The organism is Emticicia sp. 21SJ11W-3 (assembly GCF_024138715.1).
Lineage (GTDB): Bacteria > Bacteroidota > Bacteroidia > Cytophagales > Spirosomataceae > Emticicia > Emticicia fluvialis.
The window spans coordinates 2,993,801-3,010,227 of the sequence record NZ_CP092074.1 but is presented as its reverse complement, the minus strand read 5'-3'; the positions used below and the strand labels follow the sequence as shown (position 1 = coordinate 3,010,227).

Here is a 16,427-nt window from a genome sequence, read left to right as displayed (position 1 = left end):
TACACCTTTAATGGCAGAGTTTTATTGGATTGAAAAACTAAAATTCCGCCGTTCCATTTTTATATTACAAATAGCTATACGGGTTAATTTGGAATAAAAATCATGAATAGTTTCATAGTGACTATAAAGCAAATCGATTGGCTTGATAAAGATAATCCTGAAGCAGAAATTTTGTTTGAAATAAATGGGAGGCAGCTTTGGGCTTTTTGCCATACCTTTGATTTTAAGGAGGGGGAAATAGCAGAAGTTAATTTTAGCTTTCTTGAAGAAGGAATATCAGAGTCTGCATTTTGGGGTGAAAATAAAGAGAACAAACGCGATATTGTAACATCAGAAAATAACAGGTGGCGCTATTACTGCTATGGCCAATTGAAAAGCATTCACCCTGTTATAATTGATTGTGGTGATATCACTTTTTCTTCCGGAAACTGGCTTAATGATGAAAGAGTGATAGGCAGTTACGTGTATTTCGTAATATCTCGACTTGATATATCAAGAGACTAAAAGTAAGCACGGTCATGCATAATTTTGTGGTTATGACTAAAAACAAATAATAGGATGGATTATTACTTAATGCAAGTATAACTAAATGGGCGCCAATAATTTTGGAAATTATAAATGTCCATGCTGATACTTTTATACTTTAAATGAAAAAGCAGATAATACATTTCAGATTTGTGCTGTATGCTTCTGGGAAGATGATGGTTTACAACTTCAAGAGCCTTATTATTAAGGCGGGGCAAATAGTCTTTGTTTAATTCTAGCAAGAGAGAACTTTAAATCTTATGGAGCAATAGAAAAAAGGTTCAAAGAGCAAGTTCGCCCACCTTTGGAAGATGAAAAGTAAAACAAGAATCAGGCCTGTCGGGACTATAACAATCTAAAAGAAGTTAACGGATTAGTCCTTTAATTATTTATATGGTAATCATAAAAAAAGAAATAGTGGAACAGCTGAGTAAGGAGCTGTCATTGCCTTATACAGGTATAGAACAAGATTGGGATATAGAAATGGCAAATTCCAATAGGATTAATGATTTTCTAAACTTTTATCATCAAAATGATTTGTCAGCAGATAAACGGGTAGCAGTAATGTCTCTTACACTTGTGTCTTATGAAGATTATTTAAACGAGTATGATTTAGATATTGATGATAGGTGGAACGAAATCAAATTAATTCTAGAGTCTAAAAGAATGATTTTTATTGACCTGATAGATTATTGGTCATTGAATAATGAAATAAGAGAAGATAATCTTTTTCGAATAACACCTTTTATGAGAAATGTATAATTGAGTTGATGCTTAAAACATTGCTTTTAGTGTTGCCGAACTTATTTAAAATGCAAAAAGCAATAGGCGAAACTACTTAATTTTTATGAAATAGATTTCACCAAAGCACTTTTATTAGCTTGATAATGCATTATGTTAATAGAAAATCAGAATATAGATATTCTAAGTCAGAAAGACATAAATGATTATACCTCAATGCATGTAATCAATTGCGTAATTAATACAATTGATTTGATAGGGGCATTTGAATTGAACATTCATTTGGTTGTAGAAAATTGCTTAATCAATAACCTGAAAATTCATTCCTGTTGGTTTGTGAATGGTTTTCTATTAAAAAATTGTATCCTCAAGAGCTACGTTGACTACCAAATGGGCGGACATAATGCTTATCCTGTAATTATTGATGGAAATGTTTTCTTAGAGTTTTTAAATTTCTTCGACTGTCAATTTGAAAATATCATAGAGATAAAAAACAATGTTTTTGTAAAAGGTACTAATCTTTTAGGCAATAAAGGGGAAGGATTTGAAAATAGTTTTGCTATGGGGTGGCTTGCTGAAAATAATGTGGGAGATATTGATTTAAATGAAGTAGAAGTCTAATTGTTCAGTATAGTTTAATAACTATTAAACTTATAGAAAGTCATTAATATGAATCAGATAGTTAATAATATTTTTATCAAAACCTATAAATTTAATTCGTCACGCGAAGCATCAACTTTTTTAAATAATCAAGTTACTGATAAAATTCTTTACTTGAATGGTACTTATGGAGATTATTACTACTGTTCTGTTGGCTACCATTCTTTAACAAGAGAAAAGAAATTTGTTTTAGCGTTTGATAGTGATTTTAGAGAAGACAATTTGAATTTATTGTTTTGGGATAACTCACTTGTATTAGATACAGGAAGGAGTATTTATTTTATAGATGAAAACTTGAATGTAAAAGCACAGATTGAGTTTTCAGGCTTATTAAATGGCTTGTATTTAATCAATGTTGAAAAATTACTTGTGTTAGGAGAAATCTTTTTGACAGTGATAAATTACGATGGTGTTGTTGTAATGGATGAATCATTTGACCGCATAGAACATTTTAATATTAAGGATAATGTATTGTCAATACAAACCAGTGAAGAAAACAAGGTTTTTCAATTAACATAAGCGCAAAAGACTTCGAATAGATGACCTTTGTGTTTATTCAAGATTGTTAAAAAGCGTTTGTTCATGATGAAAGTATTATTAATGGTAAAACTCTCATTCGGATATGAAAAGTAGAGTAGATTTTTTAAAGGATTTAGTTTTGCTTCGTAACAATATTGAGAGTTTAGAAAAAGATTTATATCTATTTGCCTGGGATAGTGAAATGCCATTTTACCCAATTAGCATTGAAGATTTTACTTGTGTTCTAAAAAGAGGTATTAATGATGAAATAGATTTTGAAACTTTAATTAGATGGGCTAATGCACTTGAATGTAGAGATGATTTAGAGTTTAACAACGAAGCAATGCAAGAATTTGTTTTTGAGTTGCCAAACCCGGAAATAAATGGGAAGATAACAAAAGAACGATTGCAGGAGGTAGTGTATAAATTGCAAGAATAAAGCTAACAATTTAGCTGAACATTCAATTTTCAGTTATTTTCAAAAACACCCCTTCAACAAGCGTTCAAAGAATCTCATACACTACAACTAATTAATAAACACTTATCCGAAACTGAAAAAAAACAACTGGTTTTGGTCAATGCTACTGTAGAGACAAGGCACTGCCTTGTCTCTACACACGATGGTCAACCATACTCTTACGAATGCGCCAAAATACCCAACCCAGTTTAGCTGGTTATTCAATCTTCAGTGTGTCAGATATTCTTAGAACATCATTGCTAACAAGCGTTCCAAGAACGCCACACACCCCAACTAAATAATACACACTTATCTGAAACTGAAAAAAAACAACTGGTTTTCGTCAATGCTACTGTAGAGACAAGGCATTGCCTTGTCTCTACACACGAATAGCACCCATACTCTTACGAACGCACCAACACACCCAACCTCATTTTCCCTCCACCCACCGTAGCATCACTCAATAAAAATGCGTAACTTTGGCTGTTTTAGCAGATAAAATCCCGAATAAAGTGGCACGTCCGTCAAAAGAAGAAACCGTAAAACAGCCAAAGGAGACTCCTCTCAACCGACAATACAATCAGATAAAGGCCAAGTACCCGGGGGCAGTGTTGCTGTTCCGCGTGGGTGATTTCTACGAGACTTTCGGCGAAGATGCCATCAAGGCCTCAAAAATTCTGGGCATTGTTTTAACGCGCCGCAACAACGGCGGTGCGCAGGAAGAACTGGCGGGTTTCCCGCATCACTCGCTGGATACCTACCTGCCCAAACTGGTGCGTGCAGGCGAGCGCGTAGCCATCTGCGACCAGCTCGAAGATCCCTCAGCCGCCAAGGGCATTGTGCGCCGCGGCGTTACCGAACTTGTAACACCCGGGGTTTCGTTTAATGATAACGTACTCAATACCCGCCAGAACAACTATCTGGCTTCTATACATTTCGCCCGTCCCGATTACTTCGGGGTGGCTTTTCTGGATGTTTCAACGGGCGAGTTCCTCACTACCGAAGGCAACACGGCCTATATCGATAAGCTGCTGCAAAGTTTTGCCCCGGCAGAAGTACTCTATTGCAAAAAGTACCGGCATGAGTTTCACGGCACCTTTGGCGATAAATTCAACGAGTTTTGTTTTGAAGACTGGGCCTACCAGTACGACTTCGCCTATAACCTGCTCATCAATCATTTTCGCACTGCTTCCCTCAAGGGCTTTGGTGTAGAAAACCTCACCGAAGGCATTGTGGCGGCAGGGGTAATTCTGCGGTATCTGTCAGACACTGAGCATAAGGAAATGGGGCATATCTCGCGCCTTACCCGCCTCGACGAAGATAAATATGTATGGCTCGACCGCTTCACTATCCGCAATCTGGAGCTGGTTTTTGCACAACATGAAGGCGGCGTACCGCTCATTCAGGTACTAGACCAGACCATCACGCCGATGGGTGCCAGGCTGCTCCGCAAGTGGCTGGTGCTGCCTTTGAAAGAAAAAAGCGTGATACAGGAACGCCTGGATACCGTTGAGTTTTTTGTGCAGCAAGATGAGGTAGCCGAAAACCTGACTACCCTGCTGAAACCCATTGGCGACCTGGAACGCCTGATTTCTAAAGTGGCCGTACGGCGGATTAGTCCGCGCGAGCTGGGGCAGTTGAAACGGGCGCTGGCACAGGTGCCGCCCATCAAAAAACTGCTGGAAGACGGCAGCCAGACATTTGATGTGCTGCAGAAATATGTAGCCCAGCTGACAGAATGCAAGTATCTGTTTGATAAAATAGACCGCGAATTGCGCGACGATGCCCCGATTGTTACCAATCTGGGTAATATGATTAAAACCGGAGTAGATGCCGAGCTGGACGAACTCCACAAGATTGCTTTTTCGGGCAAAGACTTCCTGATTGAAATCCAGAACCGTGAGGCGCAACGCACCGGGATTCCATCGCTCAAAATCTCTTATAACAAGGTATTCGGGTATTATCTGGAGGTATCAAACGCCCATAAGAACAAAGTGCCGGTTGAATGGATAAGAAAGCAGACACTGGTAAACGCCGAGCGGTATATAACTGAAGAACTGAAGATTTATGAAGATAAAATTCTGACGGCCGAGACCAGGATTTTTGAGATTGAGCAACGGATTTTTAATGCGTTGGTAGCCACTGCCGGCGAGTTTGTAGCACAAATACAACAAAATGCCCGGGTGATATCGGTGCTGGATGCCCTGGCTTCTTTTGCCAAAGTGGCACGCAAAAATAATTATTGCAAGCCAACAGTTACCGAAAACAAGGTGCTGAACATTAAAGAAGGCCGCCACGCCGTAATTGAGCAGCAACTGCCCCTGGGCGAAAGCTATGTGCCGAACGACCTGTTTCTGGACGACGAAACCCAGCAGATTATCATCATTACGGGGCCGAATATGGCCGGTAAATCAGCCCTGTTGCGGCAAACAGCCCTCATATCATTAATGGCACAGGTAGGCAGCTTTGTGCCTGCCGCCAGTGCCGAACTGGGCATTGTAGACAAGATTTTCACAAGGGTAGGGGCCAGCGACAACCTGTCGAGAGGCGAATCTACCTTTATGGTTGAAATGACCGAAACCGCCAGTATCCTGAATAACCTGAGCGACCGCAGCCTGATTATCATGGATGAGATCGGTCGCGGAACCAGCACTTATGACGGCGTGAGCATAGCCTGGAGCATTGCCGAATACCTGCACAACCACGCCAAAAGCAAGCCCTGGACACTCTTTGCCACGCATTACCATGAGCTGAACCAACTGGCGGATGATTTTCCACGTATCAAGAATTTCAACGTGGCTGTGAAACAGGTTGATAACAAAATGGTGTTTCTGCGCAAGCTGAAAGAAGGCGGCAGCGAACACAGCTTTGGTATCCACGTGGCGCAAATGGCCGGTATGCCACAATCGGTGGTTCTAAGAGCCAATGAAATATTGCATCATCTGGAAGAAGACCACATCAAAGAAAACAATAAGGAGAAAATCCAGCAGGCACCCAAAAATAATATCCAGCTTAGTTTCTTTGAACCACAAGACCCTAAACTGGAAGTCGTAAAGAAGAAATTACAGGCGCTGGACATAAACACGCTGTCGCCCATTGAAGCGCTTCTGAAACTGAACGAACTGGTGAAGCTATTGTAACGGCAGGTTTGTAGAGCCGTAATGCTTGCGGCTCATTGCCGAATCTGGTTACTTCTGAATCAGTTTTAACAGATTGTTTTGGAATTAAAATCCCGCCGGGATGATACATCTGGAGTAGGTGATTCGATTCGTGTGGTTGTATCTGAATGAGCTGTTGTAATGGAAGGTTTGTAGAGCCGAATTGCATACGGCTCATCGCCGAATCTGGATATTCCCGAAACAGTTTTAAGAGTTTTTTTTGGAATTAAAATCCCGCCGGGATGATACATCTGGAGTAAGTGATTCGATTCGTGTGGTTGTATCCCGTCAGGGATAGTATATTTAGTGTTTGAGAATTAATATATCGTCCCAACGGGACTTTGTTCACCGGAGAACATTATTTTCTACCGATATTTTATCCCTGACGGGATACTAATCTCCGGGAATGACCAGATTTATCCAGACAAATTCTCTTCTTCCCTCTATTATAAACATTGCTCATCGCCGAAACTGGTTACTTCTGAATCAGTTTTAAGAGGTTGTTTTGGAATTAAAATCCCGTAGGGATGGTATATTTGTAGTAAGTGATTCAATTCGTGTGGTTGTATCCCGTCAGGGATAGTATATTTAGTATTTGAGAATTAATATATCGTCCCAACGGGACTTTGTTCACCTGAGAACATTATTTTCTACCGATATATTTTCCCTGACGGGATACTAATCTCTGGAAAAGACCTGATTTTTAAACAAAATTCTACTCCATAAACAGGCCCCCGGATACGCACGCAGTGTGTCTCTACATGCCCTCTTTCAATAGCCGCAACTGTTCATTGGCGGAACTTTGCCAAATATTATTTCGTTTTTTAAATTTATATGAGGCTTGAAACCTCAAAAACTTTTATTAAATTTCACACAATTGTTAATTTAAACTCTTTCAACTATGGCATCATCATTCAACATTGCTTACCCCGGTACTTCTGCCGAGTTCGCTTCCGCTGCCGGAAATGCCATCACCGGTAAAGGTGGTGTTTTCAACGGAAACGACACCAAAGGTACGTTCAGTATTGACACACCCATAGGCGACGTAAAGGGCAGCTATCTGGTGCTCTCTGAGCCTGGCAGCCCCGAAACCCAGATTGAGGTAACTATTACCGATAAACCTTTTCTGGTTCCGATACGGAAAATCGAAAGCACCATTGCCTCTTTTCTTATGAAGTAATGGGTTCCGTTCTGTCTGATTGGCTGGCCGGGCACGGCTCTTTAAGCCTTATTCAACCAAACAATACCCCGCCAGCAAACGCACAGAAAACAAAAAACTCCCTCGCTTGGTCAGTGAGGGAGTTTTTTGTTGGCTCAGGTATTAGCCCAATCAGCTTATTTTAAGTTTTTGTCCGGCTTTTACGCTGTTAGAACGTAATCCGTTCAATTTTTTCAGCTTTTCTATCGAAATGCCACCATAACGTTGTGATATCTTCCAGAGGGTGTCTCCTCTTTGCACCACATGATACTTCGGCTTGGTGTTTTCAATATGGTTTCTGGTTTTTCTTTCGTGTTTAACAATGCGTTCCACCTCCGTTACTTCCTCGTTGTCGTCATCAAGAATCAAGAGGCGTTGGCCAGCCAGTATTTTAGACGACTTCAGGTGATTCCAAACCTTCAGGTCATACATTTCCACATTATACCTGGTGGCTATTCTGTTCAGCACTTCGCCCCGTTTCACTACGTGGTATCTTTTCTTTACTTTCTTAATCTTTCTTACCTCGTCTTCCTGGCGCTCAGGTTTCACATTCTCTTCTTCTTCACTTTCACTTTCTGCCTGGGCATAGCCGCTGTTGTTGCCCCCTATAATTACCACACCGGGTTCGGTTCTGGCTTCGTTAGACGCCAGCATCGTATTGCCTTGTTTTTTAGATGCCGCCTCCAGAATAGTATTTCGGTTGGCCTCAAAATAAGCATAGCTTTCAGCCGGAATCCTCAGGTCAAGCCCACGGCTCGATGCCGGTACGTGGTCTTTCAGCAGGTGTGGGTTCAATAACTGGATATCATCAAGGCTGATACCGCTGGCATTGCTGAATGCCTCTACATCTACATAGCCGTCTACGGTTATGGTCTGGAATTCTCTTGGGGCCATTCTTAACGAATCATCACCGGCAATGCCATATTCATCGGCATGGTGCATCATATACATAATGGCAGTAAACTGCGGTACATAAGTGCGGGTGTCGCGGTGCAGGTAGGGGTGAAGCTCCCAGTAGTTAGTAATGTTTCCGGCACGTCTGATCGCCCTTCTCAGGTTACCCGGCCCGGTGTTGTAAGAAGCAAGCACCAGTTCCCAATCGCCAAATATCTTATATAATTGTCTGAAATAGCGGCAGGCGGCATCAGTTGATTTCTCAAGGTCCATGCGTTCGTCTACATATTCATCAATTCTCAAGCCATGTTCGCGGCCGGTTGGTTTCATAAACTGCCACAAACCTACTGCCTTGGCTCTTGATACCGCCTTCGGATTCAGGGCCGATTCAATCATCGACAAATACTTCAGCTCGTCGGGCATTTCGTATTTAGCCAGATATTTCTCAAAAATCGGGAAATAGAAATCTTTTTTCTCCAGCATTCGCTTTGTAAAACTGGGCTTCTTGTAAATGAAGTATTCTACAAAACTTTGCACTGTGGCGTTGTACTCCAAAGGAATGGTCTTCTGCATTTTCTGAAACCCTTCGCGTACCTTTCTGGCATCGGCGCTTGGTATAAAGGCTTCTACAGGTTGCTCTTTGAGCGTGTCTTCAGACGATACCAATGTGGCTTCTTTTGGAATTACAGACTGGGCTTGAACGGTAAATGAGGCACAGCCAATAAAGCTCGCAATGACGAGGCACTTCTTGAGTAATGTCATAATTTCAATATCTTTTTACTACGGGATTTCAGCTTTTGTAATGGCACTAAGAAAGCAATGTTTGTCAAAAATAGAACACAACCGCTTGTTTGTCAAGGAATTGTAAAACTTTTTTTGATATTTTCAAATTTTTCTGAAAAAACAATAAGCATTTGGAAGCCGGTTTGGGGCAATTTTTATACCTTGAAACAACCATCGGGGTTTTCCGAAAACCTTGAAAAACAGTTGTTTTAAGCCAGGCACAGGGCTGTTCAAACCATTTTCAGGGGCTTACTGTTGCTGCAAAAATTTAGCGAAGGCCAGCATTTCACTTTCTTCAAAATTTTTGCCAAGCACCTGTATTCCAATCGGCAGGCCGTCAGAGCTTTGTCCGTTCGGAATCGAAACGCACGGATTCCCGATTACATTGGCCTGCACCGTAAAAATATCGGCCAGAAACATCTGCAATTGGTCTTCCGATTTTTCACCTATTTTAAAGGGCGGCGTTGGGGTAGTGGGCGAAATCAGAAAATCATAAGCCGACAGGATTTTGTCGGTCGACTCTTTTATTAAACGACGAACCCGCTGTGCTTTGGTATAATAGGCATCATAATAATCTGCACTTAATACAAAAGTGCCTAATATAATGCGCCTCCGAACCTCAGCCCCGAAGCCTGCTGCACGTGTTTTTTTGTAGAGACTTTCCAGATTGTCAACTTTGCTGCCTGCCCGGAAGCCATATTTCACGCCATCAAAACGCGACAGGTTCGAGCTGGCCTCGGCAGTTGTCAGTATATAATAAGTAGGTAGCAGATATTTTAGCAATGGGTAGTCTACAGCCTCTACCACATGGCCCTGGTCTTTTAACCAGTTTATGGTCTCAAAAGTTCGTTGTTTAACGTCTTCGTCCAGCCCTTCGCTTTCCAGCGCCTCACGCATGTAGGCAATGCGGTAGTGTTTTTTGGGGCTTAGTTGCTTGGTAAAAGCGGGTACAGGGCGGCTGGATACGGTGCTGTCGTACTCGTCTGCTCCGGCAATAATTTCAAGCAGAAGCGCGGCATCGTCTACATCTCTGGTAATGGGCCCCACGCAGTCGAATGACGACGCATACGCAATCAGTCCCCAGCGGGAAACCCGCGAGTAGGTAGGTTTTACACCAATAACGCCGCAGAAAGCAGCCGGCTGCCGAACAGAACCGCCGGTGTCTGAACCCAGCGAAGCCAGGCACATATCTGCCTGTACTGCCACCGCCGATGCCCCCGACGAGCCACCCGGCACACGTGTAGGGTCGGCATAGTTGCGTACCGGGCCAAACGCCGAGTTTTCGTTCGACGACCCCATCGCAAATTCGTCGCAGTTCTGGCGGCCTATAATAATTACGTCTTCGTCTATTACCCTTTGCACAGCCGTTGCCGTAAACTGCGACTCAAAGCCGTCCAGAATCCTGCTGGCTGCCTGTAAACCGTGGTCCTGGTAGGCCAGTACGTCTTTTACGCCTATTACCATTCCGGCCAGCCTGCCGGCGGTGTTGTTTTTTAGTTTTTCGTCTACCTCAGCGGCTTTTTTTAATGCCTCGCCGGCATACACTTCCAAAAAAACATTCAGATTTTTATTTTCCTCAATTCGTTCCAGATAATATTTCACCAACGCTACACAAGACGTCTCCTGTTTTCTGATTGCCTCCTGAATTTCTCTCAGTGAATTGTATTTCGCCATTTTATCGGTTTTTCTTTAAAAATCTGTTTTATTTGTTACTGAATTGGCAGTGCCTTGGTGTGCCATAACCAGTTTAAAATGGCTATGTGCTGTTTGAAACTGCAATTTCTTAAAAAACTTCCAGAATTAAAACCAAGTAATTGCCGAATATCGATTGCAGATTGTCGAATTGACTCTTTAAGGCGAACTTTCAGTACGTCGCAATCAGGAAACTTCGTATAAGGATTTATTGTTTTCGTATATATAAAATAATTGATTTATATTTTTGAAAATCCGATTGCTAGAAAATTTTGCCACGATGTACACAAAGTAGCTCAATGTTACACAATTTATTTTTACCACGGAGGTACGCCAAGTTTGGCACAGAGTTGCACAGAGTAAGGAGTATAATAGGAAATCTGTAGAAAAAAGAATAACAACTAAAGATTAATAGACCGCTAGCATCATTTCCTGTTTGAGCACGGTTAAAAATCAAACAAAAAAAACGGATTAAAAGAAATGAAATATCAGATTTTTAATTGTGCGAGTTAAATGATGCCTGCTTTTTGCGTTACTTTTTTCAGGCAAAAAAGTAACAACCCATAAACGATAAGTAAAGAAGTTTAATTTATAAACAAATCGCTGGATTATCCAGCTAAGAAAAGAGCACTACAACAAAATAATAATATGAAAGTAGAATTAGTAAGAGTGGATGATGCCTTTCATTTTGAGGCAACTGGCGTTTCGGGAGTAACCAACCACATTGATGCCAACGTGGAGATAGGCGGGCATAACGCCGGTGCCAGACCCATGGAGCTGCTGCTGATGGGCCTGGGTGGTTGCACTGCCATTGATGTAATACTGGTACTTAAAAAACAACGCCAGCTGATTGAAGACCTGCGGATAAGTGTAGAAGGCGAGCGTACACAGATTGAAGGTACAGAAATGAAGCCTTTCAGAAAAATTAATATTCATTACGCATTTAAGGGAACCATTGACACAGAAAAGATAGAAAGAGCCATCAAGTTATCAATGGAGAAATATTGCTCGGCCACAGCGCAGTTATCGCCCACTGCCGAAATAACGCATTCTTATTCTTTGAATGAGTAAGGTAAAACAGTAAACTTGTGTAGAGAGAGGGCATTGCCTTCTCTCTGCAATTTACCAATAATTCTTTTTCGCCCATGCCCTACAACGAAGCCGTTCTGAACAGAATCAGAGACATTCTTACAGAAAAACAGGTGAGTTTTACTGAAAAAACCATGTTCAGCGGGGTTTGTATCATGGTCGACGACAAGATGTGCTGTGCCACGCATACCAATAAAAAGACTGGTGAAGACGTGGTGCTCTGCCGCCTGAGCCCCGAAGATTTTGCCACAGCCATAGAAAACCCCGATTGCCTGCCGATGGACTTTAGCGGTAAGGCCATGAAAGGCTACGTGTACGTAACCGAGCGGGGTATCAGAACCCGAAAAGACCTTGAACACTGGCTGCAGCTTTGCCTCAATTACAACCCTTTGGCTAAAAAATCTAAATAGCAATGGAAAAACCGCTGATTGACCAGGAGTATCGCCTCGAAAAAATGGACGCCCCCGGTGGGTGGACATACGTTGAAATAAAAGAAATGGATGCCCCACGCAAAGGGCCTTTCGGCTGGGTGCGGGTAAGGGGTTCGGTTGACGGCTATGAGATACGCGGCTATAACCTGATGCCCATGGGGCAGGGGAGGTTGTTTTTTCCGGTGAAGGCTGAAATCAGAAAGAAAATCAAAAAACAACTCGGCGACACCGTAAGGGTTATTTTATATGCCGACAACCTGCCGACAGATGTGCCGGAAGAACTGGCCGACTGCCTGAAAGACGAACCCGGCCTGTATGAAAAATTCATGGGGTATTCTGAAGGCGAAAAAAAAGGTTTTATTGAGTGGATTTACTCTGCCAAAACCGACGAAACCCGGGCGGCAAGAATCGTAAAAACCATTGAAAAAGTGGCCAGCGGGCAGAAGTATCACCAGCAATAATGCCTGGGGCTGCCAATGTAACCTTGCTTACAGGCGCTGAATTCAAAAACAACCGTTCGGGCATCAGCCCATGCCTGCCGGCAGTCAAAATCTATTAACCTGCATTTTTTTCTTGTTTCTGCCGTTTGCTGCTCAATTATGCGCCTTTGCGCTTCTTCAACATCGCTGCCATGCCACAGGCTCACAAGCATGGTAAAATTATCCGGCTCAAAGCGCAAGTCAATCCATAATTCGGCTGGCGGTATTTCAAAATCTGTAGTACTCCATAATTCCTGAATCATTTTCAGTAAAATAATCTCCTGCTCGGGCCGTAGTGCAAACACCCGCCCTACCACCGTCATGCGGGTGTCGGTCAGGGTTGTATTCCTGATTTTATCGAGTTCATGTCTGATACCCGCCGTAAGGCTTTCAGCCGGGGCGGCAGCTTCTTCCAGTCGTCTCATCAGATTCCGCAGTTCCTGAATCGTCTGGGTTATCAGCCGGTTGGTATTCGTAAAAAGAAGAATGTGTTCATCGCCCGTGGGTTGGTCCTCCTCTGCCATATTGAGGTTAATCTGCGCCACAAAGAGCAGCTGGCAGGGGCTCTCATGCAATTCTTTTCTTAATTGATTCAGAAATTTATTCTGATGTGCCAATCGCTCTAATAATATAGCCTGTACCTGCTGCGCACGGGTTTCCAGTTTTTCAAGCGTATCTTTCCAGTGTTTTAGCTTAAGCACCAGTATCAGTGCAAAAATCAAGGCAAAACCCGTCAGGTAAACAAGTGTGGCTATATCTATTGTAAGCAGGATTACCTCCCTTTCCTGATTTTGGTCTGCCATGTCAACCTGTTAAAAAATAATAAGTTTTTGCTGCTTTTGGTGAAAATTAGCAGAGCAGTAGAATTGAAAGACAGCATCGGTTGTGGTGTCGGTGCGAGACACTCCTTTAGGTTTTAGGCTGCATACTGTTTACGGGTCAAAGCGTAAGCTAATCTAACAAAAAACTTAGAATAATAAAATAATTTATACAATTATTGCAAAAAAATGATAAAATATTCTTTTTCTCATTAACCAAATAGCGCCAAAAGTTGTTATTGCGTAAAACACCCCGGTTGCCTGTTACCTTTGCTGAAATGGCAAAACCATAAAACCCGTTTAGGGCATTGCAGAAACCGGTATATTTACCCACTATACCACAACAATTGATTTGCATGATGGAGAACAAAAAATTGAAGGCTTTTCTTCCGCTTTTTTACCTGGTCTGGTCAGACGACCTCCTGACCCAAAAAGAATTACAGACACTCAAAGACTTTATAGACAACCAGCCATGGCTTACAGCAACCGAGCAGCAATACCTGATGGCCCGGCTCAACATAGCTACACCACCCGGCAGGCAGCAACTGGCCAACTGGAAAACCGAAATTGAAGAGGCCTTGCAGGCATTGCCACAGGCCAAAGATATTTTTGATGTGTCGGTATGGTTGTCGGGTAATGATAAAGACGTGGCCGAACGGGAACCGGCCTTTATAACCCTTGAGCTGAACCTGGGCCTGGCCGGTGAAGAGGCCATCAGCCAGTTTAAAACAGCCGGTAAAACATTTACGTCTATACACCATACCACCCATAGTTTTGATACCCGCAAGCTAACCGAATTGCTCGATGGCAGCTATGCGCCTATCATCAATCGGGTAAAAGGGGTTATCAGCAGGCCTGAATTTGCCTACGAGACCTCAACAGATATTGAGGTGTACCGAGAAAAAGTGCTGCAATGGTGCAAAACACTGGCGGCCGAGAATCTGGGTAATATGGCCTACCCCAAAGAATATGGCGGGGGCAACAACATTGCCGACTACTTTGCCATTATGGAAACCCTAAGTTACCATGACCTCAGCCTGGTTATAAAATTCGGCGTGCAGTTTGGGCTTTGGGGCATGAGTGTGTATTCATTGGGTACCGAAAAACACTATAAAAAGTACCTGCAAAAAATAGGTACGCTCGAAATCCCCGGTTGCTTTGCCATGACAGAAACCAATCATGGCTCAAACGTGAAGGGCATTGAAACTACCGCTACTTATAACCACAGCACACGGAGTTTTACTATACATACGCCGCACCCCAAAGCACAAAAAGAATACATTGGCAACGCCGCCAGACATGGCCGCATGGCCACCGTTTTTGCCAAACTGATTATTGATGGCAAAGATTACGGCGTTAATGCTTTTGTGGTGCCATTGCGCGACGAAGCTGGCAACACCCTAAAGGGCATAACCATTGCCGACTGCGGCCCTAAAATGGGGCTGAACGGCGTAGATAACGGCACCATCAGTTTTGATAACGTGGTGATACCCAAAGACGATATGCTCGACCGCTTCGCTACCGTTAATGAAGATGGTTTGTTTGAAAGCCCGATTCCGAGCGACAACCGCCGGTTCTTTACCATGCTGGGCACGCTGGTCGGCGGGCGAATCGGCATTCCGCGTTCGGCGCTTGCGGCTTCTAAATCGGGGTTAAGCATTGCCATCAGATACGGCGACCAACGCAGGCAGTTTGGCCCCGAGGGCGGCTCTGAGGTGCCTATCCTGAACTACCGCATGCACCAGCGCAGGCTGATACCCCTGCTGGCCAAAACCTACGCCATGCACTTTGGCCTGCAATACCTTACCCATCGGTTTTTGCACAGAACCGAGGCTGATATGCAGGAGATAGAAGCGCTGGCCGCAGGTATGAAGTCGTACGTAACCTGGAGCACCCGCGATATTTTGCAGGAATGCCGCGAGGCCTGCGGTGGCAAAGGTTATTTGTCTGAAAACCGCATTGATGCCCTGAAAAACGATACCGAAATATATACTACCTTTGAGGGCGACAACACCGTATTGATGCAGCTGGTAGCCAAAAGCCGCCTGGCCGAGTTCAGAAAAACCTTTGAGCAGATGGATAGCATTGGTATGCTTAACTACGTGTATGAGCAAACCAAAACGGTAATAATGCAGAAAAACCCAATGGCTACCCGCAATACCGATGAGGCACATCTGCTAGACGACACCTTCCATAAAAATGCTTTTGAGTACCGCGAGAAGGTGATTCTGGCATCGGCGGCACGCCGCATGAAAAAGCTCATTGAAAGTGGGCTTGATGCCTACGATGCCTTTAATGTAGCCCAACACCAGATGCAGGATGTGGCGCGGGCGTATCTGGACAGGCTGATGCTGGAGCAGTTTCAGACGGCTGTAAATGGAGTAGAAGACGAAGGCCTGAAGGCGATTCTGACCAAACTGAAACAGTTATTTGCTTTGTCGGAAATTGAGCATAACAAAGGCTGGTATCTGGAAGAAGGCTACATGGAAGCCGCCAAAACAAAGGCCATCCGCAAGCTCGTGAACCAGTTATGCTGGGATATAAGAACCGATGCCGTACCACTGGTTGAGGCATTCAATATTCCTGACTCATGCCTGGCCGCGCCCATTGTGGTAGGTTAAGCCTTTATTGTGGCGCGAACATCCTGGTCGCAGCCATGTTTAGTTAGATGAAAATTTGGAGAGCGGCTGTCTTAAAGAGATTTTTGCCAGATAAAATTTTTGTGAATTTCTTTTAAGACACCCTCTCTCCATAATCACCGGTTAAATCAGCGTTACTTAAATTAACTCGTAGTGCATTTAAGAAGCATAGACCTCAAATTAGCACTAATCAAAGATTGTTGAATTTAATCAGTTAACCTTCCATTCAAACGGAATCCCATAGGGATGTTATATCAGTAGACGTAGATTTGGCTTATAGCTGTGTATCCCGTCAGGGATAATATATTTATTGTTGAGTACTTAATATATCGTCCCGATGGGAC

Annotated in this window: 14 protein-coding genes and 1 pseudogene; 12 read left to right on the top strand and 3 right to left on the bottom strand. The window is 43.2% G+C overall.

Going from position 1 to position 16,427, the window contains the following annotated elements:
- Positions 1-102: 102 nt before the first annotated feature.
- From MB380_RS12710 to MB380_RS12680, 8 genes and pseudogenes are all read left to right on the top strand, one after another.
- On the top strand, positions 103-504 hold the full coding sequence (locus MB380_RS12710; protein WP_253523103.1) for a hypothetical protein: 402 nt from the start codon (positions 103-105) through the stop codon (positions 502-504).
- Positions 505-673: 169 nt separating this feature from the next.
- A pseudogene (locus MB380_RS21960) lies at positions 674-847 on the top strand (CPCC family cysteine-rich protein).
- Positions 848-918: 71 nt separating this feature from the next.
- A complete protein-coding gene (locus tag MB380_RS12705; RefSeq protein ID WP_253523100.1) occupies positions 919-1,287 on the top strand; it encodes a hypothetical protein in 369 nt (122 codons plus the stop codon).
- 132 nt (positions 1,288-1,419) lie between these two features.
- Entirely contained in the window at positions 1,420-1,887 is a 468-nt protein-coding gene (locus tag MB380_RS12700) for a hypothetical protein (protein WP_253523097.1), read from the top strand.
- 48 nt (positions 1,888-1,935) lie between these two features.
- A complete protein-coding gene (locus MB380_RS12695) occupies positions 1,936-2,445 on the top strand; it encodes a hypothetical protein (RefSeq protein ID WP_253523095.1) in 510 nt (169 codons plus the stop codon).
- Between the two features lie 103 nt (positions 2,446-2,548).
- Entirely contained in the window at positions 2,549-2,884 is a 336-nt protein-coding gene (locus MB380_RS12690) for a hypothetical protein (protein ID WP_253523080.1), read from the top strand.
- 530 nt (positions 2,885-3,414) lie between these two features.
- Positions 3,415-6,042 carry a DNA mismatch repair protein MutS gene (gene mutS / locus MB380_RS12685; RefSeq protein WP_253535579.1) on the top strand — a complete coding sequence of 876 codons (2,628 nt, stop codon included), beginning with the start codon at positions 3,415-3,417 and terminating at the stop codon, positions 6,040-6,042.
- Between the two features lie 919 nt (positions 6,043-6,961).
- The gene (locus MB380_RS12680; protein ID WP_101726206.1) at positions 6,962-7,240 is read left to right on the top strand and encodes a hypothetical protein; all 279 of its coding nucleotides are present in this window, start codon (positions 6,962-6,964) and stop codon (positions 7,238-7,240) included.
- 150 nt (positions 7,241-7,390) lie between these two features.
- Here MB380_RS12680 and MB380_RS12675 read toward each other — a convergent pair whose 3' ends face one another.
- Together MB380_RS12675 and gatA are read right to left on the bottom strand one after the other, a co-directional pair.
- Positions 7,391-8,914 (bottom strand): lytic transglycosylase domain-containing protein, encoded by a 1,524-nt coding sequence (locus MB380_RS12675; protein WP_253523063.1) that lies wholly within the window; start codon positions 8,912-8,914, stop codon positions 7,391-7,393.
- Between the two features lie 270 nt (positions 8,915-9,184).
- Entirely contained in the window at positions 9,185-10,609 is a 1,425-nt protein-coding gene (gene gatA / locus MB380_RS12670) for an Asp-tRNA(Asn)/Glu-tRNA(Gln) amidotransferase subunit GatA (protein ID WP_253523037.1), read from the bottom strand.
- 666 nt (positions 10,610-11,275) lie between these two features.
- Between gatA and MB380_RS12665 the strand changes: the two genes are divergently transcribed.
- From MB380_RS12665 to MB380_RS12655, 3 genes are all read left to right on the top strand, one after another.
- Complete coding sequence (locus MB380_RS12665; protein ID WP_253523034.1) at positions 11,276-11,698, top strand: OsmC family protein; 423 nt, start codon at positions 11,276-11,278, stop codon at positions 11,696-11,698.
- 74 nt (positions 11,699-11,772) lie between these two features.
- The gene (locus MB380_RS12660) at positions 11,773-12,126 is read left to right on the top strand and encodes a TfoX/Sxy family protein (protein ID WP_253523031.1); all 354 of its coding nucleotides are present in this window, start codon (positions 11,773-11,775) and stop codon (positions 12,124-12,126) included.
- A 2-nt stretch (positions 12,127-12,128) separates the two neighbouring features.
- Positions 12,129-12,608, top strand: coding sequence for a YdeI/OmpD-associated family protein (locus MB380_RS12655; protein ID WP_253523017.1), 480 nt, complete (start codon positions 12,129-12,131; stop codon positions 12,606-12,608).
- On the opposite strand, the gene MB380_RS12650 is transcribed toward MB380_RS12655, so the two are convergent.
- Complete coding sequence (locus MB380_RS12650; protein ID WP_253523003.1) at positions 12,596-13,429, bottom strand: hypothetical protein; 834 nt, start codon at positions 13,427-13,429, stop codon at positions 12,596-12,598. The two genes, MB380_RS12655 and MB380_RS12650, sit on opposite strands and share 13 nt — an antisense overlap.
- A 371-nt stretch (positions 13,430-13,800) precedes the next feature.
- Between MB380_RS12650 and MB380_RS12645 the strand changes: the two genes are divergently transcribed.
- The gene (locus MB380_RS12645) at positions 13,801-16,065 is read left to right on the top strand and encodes an acyl-CoA dehydrogenase (protein WP_253523000.1); all 2,265 of its coding nucleotides are present in this window, start codon (positions 13,801-13,803) and stop codon (positions 16,063-16,065) included.
- Positions 16,066-16,427 lie beyond the last annotated feature (362 nt).